Here is an 18,163-nt window from a genome sequence, read left to right as displayed (position 1 = left end):
ATTTTATCCTTCAAATACTTCAGTAATTAAACGGGTCAACCCGTCGAGTAAAATCAATTCTAAATTCAACGCCGAATTTGCTGATAAATCCGATCGCACTTTGCTAATAATTTGTGTTGCTTTTAATAATGCCGGGGCAGAAAGTCCTTGGCTAAATTGAATGACGCCCTGTTCAATATCCTGACAAATCCAGTCTTCATGAATATGCAGTTTATTTTTTAAACTATCACTCAAAAAAGCTGACAACCAATCCAGCTGCTGCAAGACAAGTTCTTTAGTAAAAAATGGCAGTAATTCTAAAGGCGAACAACGGCGATAGAATAGCCAAAATTGGCGTAAAAATTCCCGTCGTTGCGCCAGTAAATTTTGCTCTAACATGGCAAGCGCGAGAAGTGGTCGACCATAATTCACCCGAAGTGCGGTCAATATATCGGATGTTTCGGCGGATGTTTGTGATTGCAACCACTGTAATGCCGTGTCTGTGTCCGGTGGTAAGAGGTTCCACACTTGGCAGCGACTGTAAATGGTTGGCAACAACGCCTTTTGCATATCGCATTGCAAAATGAAATAGGTATTTGGACGCGGCTCTTCCAGTGTTTTTAAAATGGCATTGGCAGCGGCTTCCGTCAGACGATGCGCCTGTTCGATATAAATGACTTTATTGCCGTTTTGCTGCGCATGCTGCGTCGCTTGTTCGTTCATGGCACGAATTTGATCCACGCCGATGTCTTTGTTCTCAATAGGCGAGATGGGCTGGAAATCGGGGTGGCTGTTGGCTTGCATTAAATGGCAAGCATGGCATTCGCCACAAGCCTCCGCTCCTTTGGGTGTTAAGCACATCAGACGTTTTGCCAATGCGGAGCAAAGCTGTTCTACACCAAGACCTTCATCGGCGAGAATCAGCAGGGCGTGGTGCCCTAAAGCCTCATCAAAAGCCTGTGTGATTTTGTGATAAGTTGGCGTCAGCCAAGGGAGTAAAAGGCTCATTTTGATAGCGAAATCCACCAATTTTTGACCGCACTTTTAATGTCTGCCTGCACTTGCTCAATGGATTGTTCCGCATTGATCATCACGGCTTTCGGATTGTCTTTTACCAGTTCTAAATAACGGGCACGGGTACGGTGGAAAAAATCCAGATCTTGTTGTTCGATACGATCCAGCTCACCACGTCCACGGGCACGGGCTAAACCGACGGCTGGATCAATGTCTAAATACAGGGTCAAATCCGGCTCAAAATCGCCCAATACGATTTGTTTTAAATGCGTTAAAAAAGCTGCTCCTAACTGGCGACCACCACCTTGATACGCTTGGGAAGACATATCATGGCGATCACCCACCACCCATTTGCCTTGGGCGAGAGCGGGCTTAATGACATTATTCACTAATTGAATTCGGGCGGCATATAACATCAACAATTCGGCTTTGTCTGTCACCGGTTCTTCCGTTTCGTGTTTAATGAGGTGACGTAATTTTTCGGCTAAGGGCGTGCCACCGGGTTCGCGGGTGAACACGACATCATTAACACCCAATTCCTTTAAGGTATCCACGACACATTGATGGGCGGTACTTTTGCCCGCTCCTTCCAAGCCTTCAATAACGATAAATTTGCCTGCCATATTATTTCCCGTTTTGTTGGCGGTACCAGCGTAAGTATTCCTGCACCGCTTTATTGTGTTCATTTAAGTTTCGACTGAATTTGTGACCGCCCGTGCCGTCGGCAACGAAATAATAAAATTCCGTTTGTGCAGGATGGGCCACAGCTTGCAATGCATCTTCGCTTGGCATGGCAATCGGCGTCGGCGGTAAGCCGTCAATCACATAGGTGTTATAAGGGGTCGGCGTTTCTAAATCTTTTTTACGAATATTGCCGGTGTAATCCTCACCCATGCCATAAATCACTGTCGGATCGGTTTGAAGTTTCATTTTGGCTTTCAAACGATTGATAAACACCGAGGCAATTTGGGGACGCTCTGCGGCGATGCCGGTTTCTTTTTCCACGATAGATGCGAGAATCAACATCTCGTAAGAATTTTCTAACGGTAAGTCCTTATCGCGCTCATTCCAGGCTTTGTCTAAGGCCTTTTTCATGCGTTCTGCAGCGCGTTGCAACAGTTCTAAGTCGGTAGAGTTCGGCGTGTAATTATAAGTGTCCGGATACAACCAACCGTCGATTTTCATCCATTCATCAATGGCTTCTGAGACTTTTGGCAGTGCCAATAACTGGAAAATCTCTTGTTCAGATTTATCTTTTAAGGTCTGTTTTAAGTGCGGTGCGTTTTCGAGACGTTTTCGCCAATTTTTAAAGGTGTTGCCTTCAATAAATTGCACGTTGAATTGCGCTTCTTTGCCGGAGTTGAGCAATTTCAGCAAATCTTCTACGGTTTTCACATCATCCAATAAATATGTGCCTGCTTTCACTTTACTCAATTCAGGGTGTAATTTTAAGGCCCAAGGCAATAATGCGGCACTGTCCAAAATACCTTCTTGCTCTAACAACGTGACTAATTTATTACTGGTTGTACCGCGTTCTATGGTTAATAATTGATCGTTTTGCACATTCACCGGTTGATGCAAAAATTGTTGTAATTGCTGGAATCCCCAGAATCCTGCACCGGCAAGCAGAATGAGGCATAAAAAGAAAAATAAAACGATTTTTTTCATAAACTTAAGAAAACGAGAAATTTTGCGGATTATACCACAAGCTTTCCTTTTTCAGCCCTGTTGTTTTACCGTTTTTAGCGCAAGAAAGTGCGGTAGCTTTTCACGGTGTTTTTCGCCGTGTTTTTTAAGGCTGTCGCTCAATCACCACTTTAATATCTTCCAGTGGGGCGTAAGACATCTCACGCTTTGTCTGAAAACGTAACAACGATTAAAAACCGACCTTTTTGCGGGAAAATTCCGGCTTCACACGGCATTCGCTATACAAGGCTTCTAACCAATCTTCTAGATTCTCAAAGGGCGAAAAATTGTGTCGTCTGGCAACAGCAACAAAATCGCCCGGCGTGAGTAAGTTCAACTCCAGGAGACGTTTTGAATGGGGTTCATCCCATACGCCCAAATTCAATTTTTCTGCTTGTTGTTTAGCAAAATCCAAACGCTGTTGTGGCGTTAAATAATCAAATTTTAGCTTTAAATCAAAACGCCGTAATGCTGCCGGATCCAGCACATTCATCAAATTCGTTGAAACCACCATTAAACCTTCAAAACGCTCAATTTGCGTCAACATCTCATTGACTTGAGAACGTTCCCAACTACGTTCTGCACCATCGCGTGAAAATAAGAATGTATCCACTTCGTCCAGCACCAACAGACAATTATCTCGCTTCGCCGATTCAAATGCCTCCGCAATTTTTTGTTCCGTTCCGCCCACATAAGGATCGAGCAAATCAGACCCTTTGCAAAGCAACAACGGCATATCTAACTGCTCGGCAAGCCAACCAGCCCAAGCGGTTTTCCCCGTGCCCGGCGGACCATAACAACAAATTCGACCTTTCTTGGTTCGCATTAATCCTTCGCTGATTTTATGAATATTCTCATTACAGGAAACCCACTCAAGCTGATAACTCAGTTTACTTTCCACCAACGGCTCAATTTTCTTTTTACCTTGTGCCTGTAAGGCTTCATTAAAGAGCGTAAGCAAAACCTCAGAAAAGGCTTTTTTGCCGTTATCAACCGCATTTGCTACATTGAATACACGCGTTAAAATCGCCTGTGAAAGTGACCGCACTTTGGCAAAATGCTGCACGTATTCCGTCGTTAATTTACCGCCTGCCAGCTGAGAAATTAACGCCGATTTATTTTTTAACGGTAAATCCGGCATTTCAAACACAAAATCAAAGCGACGTAAAAAAGCCGAATCTATGCTGTGTACAGAATTGGATAACCAAATCATCGGCACGTTATTGTTTTCCAACAACTGATTTGTCCAGGCTTTATTTTTTTGCGCAACAGAACGCTCCATAAACGAGCCGTTAAACACGTCTTCAATTTCATCAAAAATTAAAAGTGCCTGCTTCCCGTTCAATAGCGTTTGAGCAAGGCGACTGTAGTTCAGGCGTTGCTCTGCCTTCACAACATCTCCGTCAGAATCCATATAAGTAATGTTATACGCCGAAATCCCTAATGCCTGTGCAAGCAACCCGGCAAATTCGGTTTTACCGGTGCCGGGCACGCCATAAATTAAAAGATTCACGCCTTTCCGATGATGTTTTAGTGCTTGTTGTAAATAGGTCAACATCATCTCTTTCATGCCGGCAATATGGGCAAAATCATCCAGTTGCAAACTTGGCACTTGAGCGACTTCCGTACAAGATTTTAATAGGACATTTTCGTTTAATGGTTGTGTCACAAACTCATCAAAATCTAAGGTTTCGCCCCAATCTAAATAATCATGCACACTATCGGGGCGATAATCGCGATCAATCAGGCCATAAGCATCGAGTTTACTGCCTTTCTTTAAGGCAGATAAAATCTGATTTTTCGGCTGTTTAAGTAAATCCGCCATGATCGCAGCCGTTCTTTGTAAATCCGATTTCGGCAAGTACTCAAACAAATCTCGCATAGGCCCTTCACTGCGTAAATGCATGGCAAAGCGAAGAAGTTCCTGTTCAACGGGATTCAGCTGCAAAAATTCTGCCAACGTTGCCAAATTTTCATACGCCTGTTTCCATAACTCCGGTAAAAGTGCGGTGGATTTTTGAAGTGTTTTATACCGCTCTTTTAAAAGCCGACGAGCAACCGTGCGTAAATTTTTATCATTCTCTAATTCTTCAGGCAGCCCAAATGCACTGGCAATTTCATCACTTCGCCAGCTGCTCTCCCGAAACACTTCGGAAAAACCTTTATGCTCAAATAAAACTTTAAGCATCATATTTTCAGTATAAGAAGACACCGTCGGTGGGTTTAATTTATATTCAGACATAAAAAAATACTCCTTACTGGGTTGGTAAGGAGTATTTTAGTGAGGGGTGCGACAAAAGGTGTCGTTATAGATTTAATGAGATATCATACCTATCTTTTAAATATGTAATCATTAATTTCTTGCGATATTGAATGAAGTCCGTATGACTATTCCATACTTCACTTTCTAAATCAGGCATAAAATCAAATTTCTCTTTAAGTTCTGGATGAGCTAATAAAAACTCTTTCGGAGATTTATTCCATTTATAAAGATTTACACCTGCAGGTAATATTTGGAAATTCCATAATACATCAACTTCATTTTGATAGTTCTCATTATCACTACCTCTATTCATTGGGAATATATGATCAATATGAGGTTTATTTTCCGTAAAATTAAATGCTCTTCCTGGTTGTAACATTTTTAAAGCAAACCAAGGCTGCCAAGTAAAGTTACTTTCATTTAATTCACCTACACGATTTTTGGATACTGCAAATGCTTTGATTTCACTTAGAGGAAATTCATGTTGATTTTTTGCTGCTTCTGTAGCCAAACGAGAAAATTCGTTGACCATTGTCTGCGTATTCCAATCCAAAATTTGTGAAGATAAAAAGTATTGATGAACAGCTTTCATTTGCTTTTTATGTTCATCATTATAATTATCACTCCATTTATAATTATGATTAATCTCGTTTCGTCTAATTAAATAAATTATCATTGGCAATATAGCTGCCCATCTAGGTATGATATAATTATGGTTTATATTAAACTCGCTTCTTAAATAATTAAAAAAATCAAGAAGAGGAATCTCTACATCTTCTAATTTACTATTAAATAGATCAAGTTCCTCATCAGTTCCCTTGAAGTAGCGATCATCTACGCGAATTGTTCCCTTAATCAAAAGATAAAGTAATTGCAATAGCTGTTCTGAAGAAAATTCAATATCATATTTTTTAATTTTATTCGAAAGCTCCCATAATTTCTCTTCAAAATCATAATATTTTGCCTTTATTTTACTTAAAACTAATTCTACTGAAGTCAACGAAACTCCTCCAATATTTAATCGACGAAAAACTTCATTTGCCGTATCAGGACTATTTGCTTTAATTGGGAAATAAGCAATTTGTTTTTCATTATCTTTTACAAAGATATCCCATAATCTATTAAGATTTTGACGAACAATAGATCTTTTTTCTTTATCATTCTCATATAAAGGAACTAACCGATCCTCGATGATATATTTTGCTTCTGACTCTTCTGAACAAGATATCGAACAAAGCTCTGTCAACTTTAAATAACGTAATTCAGGGACTGCATCCTTATTTCTAAATAAGAAACCTGTTTCATCTGCATTTGCATTTTTAGCATCAAAAAATAAATCATAATGTAAAACCCGATCATTAAATGTATATTTCAGTACAGAATATAAAGTTTGTAATCGTTGCTGCCCATCATAAACTAACGATTTACTTTGACCCCATCTACCTTCTTCAACCGACTTATTGAATTTATTTGATGCGTAATCAGTTAAGAATAGTCGGAAAGGTACTTTAGCTGAATTTTCCCATACAACAATCGCGCCGATAGGATAACCTTGCAATAAAGAATCTAATAATAAGCACACATAATCTTCAGAATTATTGCGATTTCCCCAAACATACTGGCGTTGCACTTCCGGCAAATACCAACCGTTTGTATTGGCATTAATTTTATCTAAAACCTCGCGGATCGAAATTCCTTGATAAGACATAATTTTTTCCTTATAAAATGTAAAATAGAGTGTTTAATTATACAGTTTTAATCTACAAACCACTACCGACAAATCATCCGAAAACGATTGCTTCTCAATCATCTTACGACAAACTGTGAGGCGAGCTTTATCATCGGGATATTTCTGCCAAATTTTTTCGCGCATTTCATCTGAAAGCCAGTCGGTCAAGCCGTCAGAACAAAGTAATAGACTTTCACCCTGTTTAATTTCAATTTCCTGATAAAAAATTTTATCTTGGAATTCGGAATAATCGGCGACTAAACAAGAAGAAACGCCGCCATAAATTGTGGCGAAATCCTCTTCTTTTTGATGAGGCGATAGTTCTAACAATTCGGACAAAATAGAATGATCCTTTGTAATTTGTCGCCATTTACCTTGAGCATCAATTAAATAAGCACGACTGTCGCCCACACTGAGAATTTTGGCTTTTTGATTGACTTGATCAATTTCCGCGGCGACGAATGTGGTTGCCGAACCAAAATAGGAGTCTGCCAACTGTTCCGATAATTTATCTTGCAAATAGGGAATGGTGTTTCGACTTAATGTTTGAATCTTTTGCAACGCCGACATGACACACTTACTGGCTTTTTCCGCATGATTGCTATTGGAAATACCATCGGCAATGCCAATGATAAAGTGCGGTCGATTTTCAAGGCGTTTTTCTGCTGTTTTTAATTTAAACTGAAAAACCGTTTCACCATTAAACAACGCATCTTGATTGTGCTTTTTATTTTTTCCAATTTGCTGACAAAAGGTGATTTGGCAGACATTTTGCATATTGGTTTCCTTATGTTGATTGATTTAATAAAGCATCTATTGCTTTTAAAGCCTCAAGTGCGGTCATATCCAGCCCTAAAAAATGATGTTTTGATACGCCACCGTCTTGCGGATTAATGCGAATAAAGCCGGCTTTCTTGGCTTTTGCCGTGCGTTCGGAAAAATATCGAACCGTTGGAATCGCTTTGCCTGCACCAAGTTCAATCACCACTAAATTCGGCACGCCTTTAATCCATTGATCTAAGGAGGTTCGTTTCAAATCTTGATAATTGCGATTGTAAAACCAGTCGTCAAACATTAAGACATTTTGTCTCGCTAAACCACCACAAAAAGGGCAGCGCGGATAAGGGCTCGTTAAGCGCAAGTTAACGTTATCCACTTCCGGTTGAAAATCCTTCGCCGTCCAGCTTTGATGATGGCAATCATGAACACATTGCATACGTTCTAGCGTGCCATGCACTTCATAAACCCGTTTTTCTTCAAATCCGGCTTTTTGAAAATGACCATCCACGTTACTGGTAAACACAAAATAACCGTACGGTTTTTCCGATGCCCAGCGTTTTAGAATTTGGTAACCTTCATGTGGCGTAGTGTTACGATATTGCACTAGACGGTGTCCGTAAAACCAATAGATCAGCTCTGTGTGCGTTTCAAAGGACATCGGTGTCGCAATATCCTGAAAATTCAAGTTATGTTCACGAAATGCCGGATAGGCATTCCAAAATCCTCCACTACTTCTAAAATCCGGTAAACCTGAATCCACACTCATACCCGCACCGGCAGTAATCAAAATGCCATCTGCTTTGCGGATAAGCTCCACGGCATAGTTCAAATCATTTTTCATAATACTTTTCTCTGCCCATTTTTCATTGTTGAAATAACACCGGCTTCTTCTAATTGCTCTAAAATTTGCCCTGCTCGATTAAAACCTAACCTAAATCGCCGTTGAATCATTGAGCAAGACGCCATTTTTTGTTGTTGTACAAATTTTTTTACATCCTCAAAAAGCGGATCTCGATTAAAAGTGACTTTCATTGGCATGATTTTTCTCCTATGTTGCGACGATAAATGGATTGAGAGAATTGTAAAAAGTAAAAAATCTCTCTTTTATAAAAAATGATACGGAAATAAGCGACAATTCGTGTCGCTAGGAAATTTAACGCGCAATTCTTTTGAGAAGATTTTTTGAAAATTAAGGTTATACAGTATTGCAATACATTTCTTTACCTGTTTATATATACATATATCTTATTATTTCAAAGGAAGAATATGAATAACCAAAACCCAATTGAAATTTACCAAGCGCAAGATGGCACGACACAAGTAGAAGTTAGATTTGAAAAGGATACGGTTTGGCTGAGTTTACAACAGATGGCTGATTTATTTGGGCGCGATAAATCTGTTATTTCACGCCATTTACGAAATATTTATAGTGATGGAGAGTTAGATAGAAAATCAACTGTTGCAAAAAATGCAACGGTTCAAATTGAGGGCAAAAGACAGATTAATCGAATAATCGAATACTATAATCTTGATGTGATTATATCTGTGGGTTATAGAGTCAATTCTATTTTAGGGACTAAATTTAGAATTTGGGCAACCGCTCGTTTAAAAGAGTACTTTACTCAAGGCTATACCATTAATCAAAAACGTTTACAGCAAAATGCTCACGAATTAGAACAAGCACTTGCGCTTATTCAAAAAACGGCAAATTCATCGGAATTAACGCTAGAAAGCGGTCGTGGATTAGTGGATATTGTCAGCCGTTATACGCATACATTTTTATGGCTACAACAATATGATGAAGGTTTACTTGCCGAACCGAAAACCCAGCAAGGCGGCATGTTGCGCACCTATTCCGAAGCTTGTTCTGCACTGGCTGAGTTAAAAGCACAGCTTATGGCAAAAGGCGAAGCAAGTGATCTGTTTGGACGTGAACGAGATGATGGCTTATCTGCTATTTTAGGCAATTTAGATCAAAGTGTGTTTGGTGAACCTGCCTACCCAAGCATTGAAGCAAAAGCCGCACATTTACTGTATTTCGTAGTCAAAAACCATCCTTTTTCAGACGGTAATAAACGTAGCGGAGCGTTTTTGTTTGTGGATTTCTTACATCGAAATGGCCGTTTGTTTGATCATAATGGTCATCCGGTTATCAATGATACCGGGCTTGCTGCACTCACGTTATTAGTTGCCGAATCTGATCCCAAACAAAAAGAAACGCTCATTAGGCTTATTATGCATATGCTTAAGCAAGGGGAATAACAACAAATAGCGACCAAAGTCGCTATTTGCGTGAAAAGTGCGGTCGTTTTTCTATAAGTTTTTAACGTTCTCCAATAACTCTGCCACTACTTTCGGCACGCCTGTCCCGGCTTTTTCTTTTATTGTAATCACTTGCTTGCGTACAAAGCCTGTATTGGGATTCGGATCGATTAAGTAAATCGACGTATTGCGTGGGGCTTCATTGACTAAGCCATTGGCAGGATACACTTGCAAAGAGGTGCCAATCACTAATACCACATCCGCTTGTTCTACAATCTCAATGGCTCGTTCTAGCATCGGCACCATTTCACCAAAAAAGACGATATAAGGACGCATCGGATGTCCGCTTGGATCTTTATCGTCTAATTTCTGATCGCCAAAACAATCCACGATATAACTTTCATCAAAGCTACTGCGCGCTTTGTTTAATTCGCCGTGTAAATGTAAAACAGTTGAGCTTCCTGCTCGCTCATGTAAATCATCCACATTTTGCGTGATGATTCTCACATCATAGGCTTTTTCCAATTCAACTAAGGCAAGATGCGCAGCGTTTGGCTTAGCTGCGGCGGCATTTTTACGGCGTTGATTATAGAAATCGAGCACTTTCGCACGGTTCTTTTGTAAGGCTTCCGGCGTACACACTTCTTCGACTTTGTGCCCTGCCCACAAACCGTCTTCCGCTCTGAAGGTAGGAATGCCACTTTCAGCACTAATCCCCGCACCGGTTAATACGACGCAAATTGGTTTATTTTTCGTTGTCATGCTTTTTCTCTCCTCTCATTTTTGAAATCTTATCAATCCGTCTATCTTTCGCCACCATGCCCCAAAATATTCCCGGTTTATCAGGTGATTGATAAGAATTCATCTTAATGTCCTCTCTGTTGATGGCTTTATCATAAAACATAAAACGACAATGTGTGTCGTTAGGAAATTTCCTCGAGATATACACGCTCAATTTCTTGATAATTTTCGCCAAAATGCGCAATCCACCAGTTCAACATTTCACTCTCAATGACCGTGGCTGAAATTTCATATTCACTGCCACAATCTTTCACCGTTTGATCGACTGATAACGGCGTTTCTGTCAAAAATCCTCCAATCGCTTTATCCACTCTAAACGTTAAGCGAATTTTTCTGCCATAACTAAAACCGAATTTTTGGCTTTCAACATAAGCTTTCAAATTAAAATCCGGGCGATCAAATTGCATGGTACTCACAGTAACCTCAAGCAAACGATGCAACGCAAGATGCAAAATATCACCATGTTCATATTGCGCGACTAAATAACTACTCGGGCCTTGTTGCACCAAAGCAAGTGGTTTAACTTGTGCTTTGTGCTCTTTGCCGTGAATACTTCGGTAATGCACCTGTAGAAATCGGTTTTGATAAAGTGCGGTACTGATTTGAGCAAAAATGTCAGGCTCAATTTTCGCCGGCAATAACGGTTGACTGGTTGGCGCAATCGCCACTTTGTTCAGCCATTCGGAACCGGATTTTTTATTGGTATCATAAACCAAATTATATTCTGCCTGCTTAAAAAAGGATTCCATGGAATTGAGGATATTTGCAGGCAAAATGCCTTTCAAATATTGCTTCGCTAACATTAATACCAAAGATTGTTGCTCGTTTAAAATCGGCAAATCGAGTCCTTTAGCATTTTCTTTCCAGCGATAACTGTAAGGCTTGCTGAGGGTATTACATTCAATATCAAACTGTTCTGACAGGCTTTTTAACTGGCGTTGAATACTACGAATATCTCGAAAAAAACCAATGTCCTCTAACTTCTGTTGGATTTCATGCGTGCTGATGTAACTGCGTTTTGGAATTAAACGTAAAATTTCTAATTGTAAATATAGGGAATTGGATTCTTTTGCCATATTGTTTCTCAGCGTTGTTATGTAAAAATCCCCAACATATTGTCGGGGATAAGAATTAAATTGCGTTATCCCAATACAACGATACGTTGCTCAGGACGGTTATTGTAGTGAGGGAGAAAACAACATTCGATGACATAAAAACGAAAACGTTCGAAAAATAGATTGTTTTCCCACCGCACTTTTTACATCACCACCACATCAAACTGTTCCTGTGTGTAAAACGGTTCGGTTTTTACTTGGATTTGTTTGCCAATAAAGACTTCCAACTCGGCTAACAAACCGTGGGATTCTTCGTTGATTAAATAGTCCGCAACCGCGTGGGAGGCATAAACCACAAATTGTTCGCTAGAAAATAAATGATGCACACGGATAATTTCGCGCATGATTTCATAGCACACGGTTTCCACAGTTTTTACCCGCCCGCGGCCTTGGCAGGTTGGGCATTCGCAACACAATACATGTTCCAAACTTTCCCGCGTACGTTTACGGGTCATTTCTACCAAACCTAATTGCGTGAAGCCATTCACATTTGTTTTCACCGGATCACGCGATAAGGCATCTTGCAAGGATTCCAACACGCGATTGCGATGTTCTTCACTTTGCATATCGATGAAATCAATGATAATCATGCCGCCGAGATTGCGCAGTTGAAGTTGTTGCGCGATGGTTTTGGTGGCTTCAATATTAGTGTTGAAAATGGTTTCTTCTAAATTACGATGCCCTACGAATGCACCGGTATTGATGTCGATCGTGGTCATGGCTTCTGTTTGCTCAATGATCAAATAGCCACCGGATTTGAGATTCACTCGTCTATCTAACGCGTGATGGATCCCCTTTTCCACACTGTAAACATCAAAGAGCGGTTGATTTCCCGTGTATAAAATCAGTTTGTCGGTGAGGTTGGGGATGAATTCTTCGGTGAATTGTTTCACGTCATTGAAACAAAGTCGGGAGTCAATGTGAATGCGATCCAATTTGCCCCCGATAAAGTCGCGCAGAATGCGCTGTGTCAGCGCCAATTCGCCGTAAAGCATAGAACGAGTTGGGTATTTCGCACGGCGTTCTAGCACTTTTCGCCACAAGCGTTTTAAGAAATCGGCATCTTGTTGTAAATCCAGTTCAGTCGCCCCTTCGGCCGCAGTACGGATAATAAAACCGCCCAATTCATCACATAAAGGTAAGGTGAGTTCTTTCAAGCGATTACGCTCTTCCTCGCTTTCAATGCGTTGTGACACGCCCACATGGCTATTTTCCGGCATAAACACTAAGTAACGGGAAGGCAAGGTAATATCGGTAGTGAGTCGCGCGCCTTTCGTGCCAAGCGGATCTTTTACCACTTGCACCACAATGTCCTGCCCTTCATGTACCAGTTGGGAAATGTCTTTCACCACAAATTGCTTTTGTTCACTTTCTTCTACACATTCGGTGTGCGATACAATATCTGACGCATGTAAAAAGGCGGCTTTTTCCAGCCCGATGTCCACAAATGCCGATTGCATTCCCGGTAATACACGGGTGACGCGGCCTTTATAAATATTTCCGACAATACCGCGTTTGCCTTGGCGTTCAATATGCACTTCTTTGAGCAAACCGGTTTCCACTAAGGCAATGCGCGTTTCATTTGGTGTCACATTGACCAATAATTCAACAGAATCCATAAAATATCTTATCCAAAATGTCATTGTTATTGATTTTGCCGATTAGTCTAACGAAAAGGAAAATAGAATAACAGGGGCAAATAAGGTAAAATGCCCCCCTTTTTTTGAATATAAGAACTATTTTTAGGATTGATAGGATGTTTGGTTTAGATCCGACAATTGTTACATTTACTATTTATATTTTCGGCATGATTGGCATTGGGGTTGCCGCCTATTATTACACCAAAGATTTATCCGATTACATTTTGGGTGGGCGTCGCTTAGGCAGTTTCGTCACAGCAATGTCTGCCGGTGCTTCGGATATGTCCGGTTGGTTATTGATGGGATTGCCGGGTGCCGTGTATTTATCCGGTTTGGTCGAAGGCTGGATTGCCATCGGTTTGACTTTGGGAGCCTATTTAAACTGGCTCTTCGTTGCCGGACGTTTACGGGTTTACACCGAATTCAATCATAATGCCTTAACCCTGCCTGAATATTTTCATCATCGCTTTGGCACGCGTCACAATGCGTTAAAAATCGTTTCCGCCTCCATTATTTTGGTATTCTTCACCATTTATTGCGCCTCAGGTGTGGTGGCGGGGGCAAAATTATTCCAAAACCTCTTTTCAATTGATTATTCCACCGCACTTTGGTACGGCGCACTTGCCACAATCGCCTATACCTTTATCGGTGGCTTTCTTGCCGTGAGCTGGACGGATACGATTCAAGCCACACTGATGATTTTCGCCTTATTGCTTACCCCTGTTTTTGTGGTGATCTCTATCGGCGGCGTTGATGATCTACAAAATGTCATACAACAAGCCGAAATGAGCGCGCAAAAAGAATTTACCGACTTATTCCGTGGCACCACCATTATGGGCTTGTTAAGCCTTGCAGCCTGGGGCTTAGGTTATTTCGGTCAACCACACATTCTCGCTCGCTTCATGGCGGCAGACTCTGTGCGTTCCCTCAATAAAGCGCGCAAAATCAGCATGACATGGATGGTGCTTTGCTTAGTGGGTGCCGTTGCCATCGGTTTCTTTGGCATGGCGTATTTCTATGCAAATGCAAACACCGCTTCCGCCGCTTTGGTAAACCATGAGCCGGAGCAAGTTTTTATTGAATTATCCCGACTATTATTTAATCCGTGGATTGCCGGTATTTTACTTTCCGCCATTCTTGCTGCGGTGATGAGTACCTTAAGTTGCCAGTTGTTAATTTCTTCCAGTGCGATCACGGAAGACTTTTACAAAGGCTTTATCCGTCCGAAAGCATCTGAAAAAGAATTAGTTTGGTTAGGTCGCATCATGGTGTTGGTGATTGCCGCCGTTGCCATTTGGATTGCACAAGACCAAAACAGTAAGGTGTTGAAACTCGTGGAATTTGCTTGGGCGGGGTTTGGTAGCGCCTTTGGCCCGGTGGTTTTACTTTCACTCTTTTGGAAACGCATGACCTCTTCCGGTGCCATGGCAGGCATGCTCACTGGCGCAATAACGGTGTTTGCTTGGAAAGAATGTTTACCGCAAGAAAGCGAATGGGCGCAAGTGTATGAAATGATTCCGGGCTTTATGTTCGCCGCCATCGCCATTATTATTGTGTCTCTCTTATCCGCAAAACCGGACGCGACCATTACCGACACCTTTGAGAAAGCCCAAAAAGCGTATTATGATGCGCTGTAACCTTAATTCACCGAGATAACGATATGATCGATTTTCGCCCTTTTTATCAACAAATTGCTACGACCCCTCTTTCCCCTTGGTTGGAAACCTTGCCATTACAAATGAAACAATGGCAACAGCAAACCCACGGGGAATATGCCAAATGGGCAAAAGTCGTGGAATTTCTACCGCACTTGCCGGCTTCCCGTATTGATCTAAAAAGTGCGGTCAAATCTGAGTGTGATTCTGCGCTTTCCGATGGCGAACGCCAGCGCATTATTCACCATTTAAAACAACTCATGCCATGGCGCAAAGGGCCTTATCATTTGCTTGGTATTCATGTGGATTGCGAATGGCGCTCTGATTTTAAATGGGATCGCGTGCTACCGCATTTAGCGCCGTTGCAAGATCGCACAATTTTAGATGTGGGTTGCGGCAGTGGCTATCATATGTGGCGCATGGTGGGCGAAGGCGCGAAAATGGTGGTGGGCATCGACCCGACGGAATTGTTCTTATGTCAATTTGAAGTGGTTCGCAAACTCTTAAATGACGATCGCCGTGCCAATTTGATTCCGCTCGGCATCGAGCAAATGCAACCGCTTGCGGCGTTTGATACGGTGTTTTCTATGGGGGTGTTATATCACCGCAAATCGCCCCTAGATCATCTTTCCCAACTGCGCGCGCAATTGGTTAATGGCGGCGAATTGGTGCTCGAAACCTTAGTGGTGGACGGCGATGAAAACACGGTATTGGTGCCGATGGATCGTTACGCCAAAATGAAAAACGTGTATTTCATTCCGTCCGTTGCTGCATTGATTCATTGGCTGCAAAAAACCGGCTTTAAAAATGTGCGTTGTGTGGATGTCGCCGTCACCTCATTAGAGGAACAGCGCAAAACCGATTGGTTAGAAAATGAATCCTTAATTGATTTTCTCGATCCAAATGATCATAGCAAAACCATCGAAGGCTATCCTGCCCCGAAAAGAGCGGTCATTTTAGCGAATAAATAAAGGAATAACATTGAGATTCAACGTTGAAAATAGTAAAGTAAGCAACCGTTGATTTTTATAAACTAGCTTAAAAAAGGCGGAAAACTATGGGTAAAAGTGTTGTTGTTCTCGGCGCGCAATGGGGCGATGAAGGAAAAGGAAAAATCGTTGATTTGCTCACCGACCGCGTCAAATATGTGGTTCGTTATCAGGGCGGTCATAATGCCGGTCACACCTTAATCATCAACGGTGAGAAAACCGTTTTACGTTTAATTCCATCAGGTATCTTACGCGATAACGTCACCTGTTTAATCGGTAATGGCGTTGTACTTTCCCCAGCTGCCCTCATGCAAGAAATGGGCGAATTAGAAAATCGTGGCGTGAACGTACGTGACCGTTTATTAATCTCCGAAGCTTGCCCATTAATTCTGCCTTACCACGTTGCGATGGACCACGCTCGTGAAGCGGCACTTGGCAAAAAAGCCATCGGTACCACCGGTCGTGGTATCGGCCCGGCTTATGAAGACAAAGTCGCTCGCCGCGGTTTGCGCGTAGGTGATTTATTTAATCGCGAAGCCTTTGCCGAAAAACTCAAAAATATCCTTGATTACTACAACTTCCAATTGGTGAACTACTACAAAGTCGAACCGGTTGATTATCAAAAAACCTTAGATGACGTGTTCGCCGTTTCTGATATTATCACCGGCATGGTCGCCGACATCACCACCATTTTAGATACCGCCCGTAAAAATGGCGACAACATTTTATTTGAAGGCGCACAAGGCACCATGTTGGATATCGACCACGGTACCTATCCATATGTGACCAGCTCCAACACCACTGCCGGTGGCGTTGCTACCGGTTCCGGTTTTGGTCCACGTAATTTGGATTATGTGTTGGGTATCATCAAAGCCTATTGTACCCGCGTGGGTGGCGGCCCATTCACGACCGAATTGTTTGATGAAGTCGGTGCAGAAATTGCCCGTAAAGGGAACGAATTTGGTGCGGTCACCGGTCGTCCACGTCGTTGCGGTTGGTTCGACGCGGTCGCCATTCGTCGCGCAATTCAATTAAACTCTATTTCCGGTTTCTGCATGACGAAATTAGACGTGTTAGATGGCTTCGATGAAGTGAAAATCTGCGTGGGCTACAAAATGCCAAACGGCGACATTGTAGAATACGCACCACTTGCCGCGAAAGACTGGGAAGGTGTTGAGCCAATTTATGAAACTATGCCGGGTTGGAAAGAAAATACCTTCGGTGTCACTGATGTGAATCAATTACCGCAAACTTGCCGTAATTACATCAAACGTATCGAAGAAGTCACCGGCGTACCGGTTTCTATCCTATCAACCGGACCGGATCGTGTACAAACCATGATTTTGCAAGATCCGTTTGCTGCGTAAAAACACATAGAAAAATGACCGCACTTTTGAAGTATCAAAGTGCGGTTCTTTTTTGGAGAGTTTTTTATGAATGAGCAGGAACAAAACATCATTACTTATTTGCGTGAACACACCGATTTTTTCACTACCCACCCCGAATTGCTCGCCAAACTATCTGTGGTTCATCCGCAAAAAGGCACGCTATCTTTGGTTGAAGCACAGTTGGAACAGCAACGCCAACACATCAAAACCCTGACGGCATTCTTGGAAAAATTCCATCAACTTGCCTATCAAGAGGCAGACATTTTCTACGCACTCATGCCTTTACAAAAGAAATTGTTTCAAGCGGAAGATTTCCAACGGGGCGAAGAAAAACTGAAACAATGGGTGCAGTCCTATGAATTGGACGGCGCCAAAATATTGCTGTTTCGAGATGCGTGGCAAACAAATGAATCTATTCCCGAACAATATTGGATTGATCGCAAGGCGTTTGAACTGATTCGCTTGGAACGTCTCGGCTTGCGCCAATTTTACTTGGGCGATTTAAGCAACAAAGAAAAACACCTGATGTTTCTGCCGGAGGAATTTCCCATTGGCTCCGTGGCAATTTGTCTGCTTGGCGCAAAAACAAGCCACAAACCCATCGCACTTTTATTATTTACCTCCCGAGATACGGCTCGATTCCATAACGGACAAGACACCACCTTCTTAAAACACATTGTAGATATTGTGGAATTGCATTTGGGACGATGGATCTGAAAAGTGCGGTGCTTTTTGGCGACATTTTTCGTTGCAAAAAAGAATCAGACCGCCTTTTCATCTTTCCCACCAACACCAATAACAATCCGCACATAAAACGTGCGGTTTTTTGGCTCCCCTATAAGGGCCTATACTTCACAAGCCC

16 protein-coding genes are annotated in these 18,163 nt (G+C 41.9%); 5 read left to right on the top strand and 11 right to left on the bottom strand.

What is annotated here, in order from left to right; all coding sequences use genetic code 11:
• Window positions 1–3 precede the first annotated feature (3 nt).
• The 8 genes from HMPREF9065_RS03510 to HMPREF9065_RS03545 form a co-directional block, all read right to left on the bottom strand.
• Window positions 4–987 (bottom strand): DNA polymerase III subunit delta', encoded by a 984-nt coding sequence (locus HMPREF9065_RS03510; protein ID WP_021616373.1) that lies wholly within the window; start codon window positions 985–987, stop codon window positions 4–6.
• Window positions 984–1,616, bottom strand: coding sequence for a dTMP kinase (tmk, locus tag HMPREF9065_RS03515; protein WP_021616372.1), 633 nt, complete (start codon window positions 1,614–1,616; stop codon window positions 984–986). Before tmk ends, HMPREF9065_RS03510 begins: the two co-directional genes overlap by 4 nt.
• Window position 1,617: 1 nt before the next feature.
• Window positions 1,618–2,661, bottom strand: coding sequence for an endolytic transglycosylase MltG (mltG, locus tag HMPREF9065_RS03520; RefSeq protein ID WP_021616371.1), 1,044 nt, complete (start codon window positions 2,659–2,661; stop codon window positions 1,618–1,620).
• A gap of 208 nt (window positions 2,662–2,869) precedes the next feature.
• Complete coding sequence (locus HMPREF9065_RS03525; protein WP_033002606.1) at window positions 2,870–4,921, bottom strand: AAA family ATPase; 2,052 nt, start codon at window positions 4,919–4,921, stop codon at window positions 2,870–2,872.
• 64 nt (window positions 4,922–4,985) lie between these two features.
• Window positions 4,986–6,650 (bottom strand): DUF262 domain-containing protein, encoded by a 1,665-nt coding sequence (locus HMPREF9065_RS03530; RefSeq protein ID WP_021616368.1) that lies wholly within the window; start codon window positions 6,648–6,650, stop codon window positions 4,986–4,988.
• 33 nt (window positions 6,651–6,683) lie between these two features.
• Complete coding sequence (locus HMPREF9065_RS03535) at window positions 6,684–7,448, bottom strand: PP2C family protein-serine/threonine phosphatase (RefSeq protein WP_021616367.1); 765 nt, start codon at window positions 7,446–7,448, stop codon at window positions 6,684–6,686.
• A 10-nt stretch (window positions 7,449–7,458) separates the two neighbouring features.
• Window positions 7,459–8,292 carry an SIR2 family NAD-dependent protein deacylase gene (locus HMPREF9065_RS03540; protein ID WP_021616366.1) on the bottom strand — a complete coding sequence of 278 codons (834 nt, stop codon included), beginning with the start codon at window positions 8,290–8,292 and terminating at the stop codon, window positions 7,459–7,461.
• Entirely contained in the window at window positions 8,289–8,489 is a 201-nt protein-coding gene (locus tag HMPREF9065_RS03545; protein ID WP_021616365.1) for a DNA translocase FtsK, read from the bottom strand. Before HMPREF9065_RS03545 ends, HMPREF9065_RS03540 begins: the two co-directional genes overlap by 4 nt.
• 228 nt (window positions 8,490–8,717) lie before the next feature.
• On the opposite strand from HMPREF9065_RS03545, the gene rhuM reads away from it, so the two are divergent.
• On the top strand, window positions 8,718–9,713 hold the full coding sequence (rhuM, locus tag HMPREF9065_RS03550) for a virulence protein RhuM/Fic/DOC family protein (RefSeq protein ID WP_021616364.1): 996 nt from the start codon (window positions 8,718–8,720) through the stop codon (window positions 9,711–9,713).
• 51 nt (window positions 9,714–9,764) lie between these two features.
• Here rhuM and HMPREF9065_RS03555 read toward each other — a convergent pair whose 3' ends face one another.
• The 3 genes from HMPREF9065_RS03555 to rng form a co-directional block, all read right to left on the bottom strand.
• Window positions 9,765–10,475, bottom strand: a complete 711-nt coding sequence (locus HMPREF9065_RS03555) for an SIR2 family NAD-dependent protein deacylase (RefSeq protein ID WP_021616363.1) — start codon at window positions 10,473–10,475, stop codon at window positions 9,765–9,767.
• A 161-nt stretch (window positions 10,476–10,636) separates the two neighbouring features.
• Window positions 10,637–11,590 (bottom strand): helix-turn-helix transcriptional regulator, encoded by a 954-nt coding sequence (locus tag HMPREF9065_RS03560; RefSeq protein ID WP_021616361.1) that lies wholly within the window; start codon window positions 11,588–11,590, stop codon window positions 10,637–10,639.
• A 182-nt stretch (window positions 11,591–11,772) separates the two neighbouring features.
• Window positions 11,773–13,248: a ribonuclease G gene (gene rng / locus HMPREF9065_RS03565; protein ID WP_033002605.1), complete on the bottom strand. Its 1,476-nt coding sequence runs from the start codon at window positions 13,246–13,248 to the stop codon at window positions 11,773–11,775.
• 137 nt (window positions 13,249–13,385) lie between these two features.
• Here rng and putP point away from each other — a divergent pair, with 137 nt between their 5' ends.
• The 4 genes from putP (at window position 13,386) to HMPREF9065_RS03585 (ending at window position 18,018) form a co-directional block, all read left to right on the top strand.
• A complete protein-coding gene (gene putP, locus HMPREF9065_RS03570) occupies window positions 13,386–14,906 on the top strand; it encodes a sodium/proline symporter PutP (protein WP_021616359.1) in 1,521 nt (506 codons plus the stop codon).
• Window positions 14,907–14,929: 23 nt separating this feature from the next.
• On the top strand, window positions 14,930–15,895 hold the full coding sequence (gene cmoB, locus HMPREF9065_RS03575) for a tRNA 5-methoxyuridine(34)/uridine 5-oxyacetic acid(34) synthase CmoB (protein WP_021616358.1): 966 nt from the start codon (window positions 14,930–14,932) through the stop codon (window positions 15,893–15,895).
• An 86-nt stretch (window positions 15,896–15,981) separates the two neighbouring features.
• On the top strand, window positions 15,982–17,280 hold the full coding sequence (gene purA, locus HMPREF9065_RS03580) for an adenylosuccinate synthase (RefSeq protein ID WP_021616357.1): 1,299 nt from the start codon (window positions 15,982–15,984) through the stop codon (window positions 17,278–17,280).
• A 66-nt stretch (window positions 17,281–17,346) separates the two neighbouring features.
• The gene (locus tag HMPREF9065_RS03585) at window positions 17,347–18,018 is read left to right on the top strand and encodes a DUF484 domain-containing protein (protein WP_021616356.1); all 672 of its coding nucleotides are present in this window, start codon (window positions 17,347–17,349) and stop codon (window positions 18,016–18,018) included.
• Window positions 18,019–18,163: the final 145 nt, after the last annotated feature.

It is taken from the genome of Aggregatibacter sp. oral taxon 458 str. W10330 (assembly GCF_000466335.1).
GTDB lineage: Bacteria > Pseudomonadota > Gammaproteobacteria > Enterobacterales > Pasteurellaceae > Aggregatibacter.
The sequence above is the reverse complement of the archived record's forward strand: the minus strand, read 5'-3'. Positions and strand labels throughout refer to the sequence as shown.

Bases quoted from the DNA above. Each gene is read 5' to 3' on its own strand.
- rng (WP_033002605.1), bottom strand. From the start codon at position 13,248: ATGGATTCTGTTGAATTATTGGTCAATGTGACACCAAATGAAACGCGC.
- purA (WP_021616357.1), top strand. From the start codon at position 15,982: ATGGGTAAAAGTGTTGTTGTTCTCGGCGCGCAATGGGGCGATGAAGGA.
- cmoB (WP_021616358.1), top strand. From the start codon at position 14,930: ATGATCGATTTTCGCCCTTTTTATCAACAAATTGCTACGACCCCTCTT.
- HMPREF9065_RS03535 (WP_021616367.1), bottom strand. From the start codon at position 7,448: ATGCAAAATGTCTGCCAAATCACCTTTTGTCAGCAAATTGGAAAAAAT.
- HMPREF9065_RS03540 (WP_021616366.1), bottom strand. From the start codon at position 8,292: ATGAAAAATGATTTGAACTATGCCGTGGAGCTTATCCGCAAAGCAGAT.
- mltG (WP_021616371.1), bottom strand. From the start codon at position 2,661: ATGAAAAAAATCGTTTTATTTTTCTTTTTATGCCTCATTCTGCTTGCC.
- rhuM (WP_021616364.1), top strand. From the start codon at position 8,718: ATGAATAACCAAAACCCAATTGAAATTTACCAAGCGCAAGATGGCACG.
- HMPREF9065_RS03510 (WP_021616373.1), bottom strand. From the start codon at position 987: ATGAGCCTTTTACTCCCTTGGCTGACGCCAACTTATCACAAAATCACA.
- putP (WP_021616359.1), top strand. From the start codon at position 13,386: ATGTTTGGTTTAGATCCGACAATTGTTACATTTACTATTTATATTTTC.
- HMPREF9065_RS03560 (WP_021616361.1), bottom strand. From the start codon at position 11,590: ATGGCAAAAGAATCCAATTCCCTATATTTACAATTAGAAATTTTACGT.
- HMPREF9065_RS03555 (WP_021616363.1), bottom strand. From the start codon at position 10,475: ATGACAACGAAAAATAAACCAATTTGCGTCGTATTAACCGGTGCGGGG.
- HMPREF9065_RS03545 (WP_021616365.1), bottom strand. From the start codon at position 8,489: ATGCCAATGAAAGTCACTTTTAATCGAGATCCGCTTTTTGAGGATGTA.
- HMPREF9065_RS03530 (WP_021616368.1), bottom strand. From the start codon at position 6,650: ATGTCTTATCAAGGAATTTCGATCCGCGAGGTTTTAGATAAAATTAAT.
- tmk (WP_021616372.1), bottom strand. From the start codon at position 1,616: ATGGCAGGCAAATTTATCGTTATTGAAGGCTTGGAAGGAGCGGGCAAA.
- HMPREF9065_RS03585 (WP_021616356.1), top strand. From the start codon at position 17,347: ATGAATGAGCAGGAACAAAACATCATTACTTATTTGCGTGAACACACC.
- HMPREF9065_RS03525 (WP_033002606.1), bottom strand. From the start codon at position 4,921: ATGTCTGAATATAAATTAAACCCACCGACGGTGTCTTCTTATACTGAA.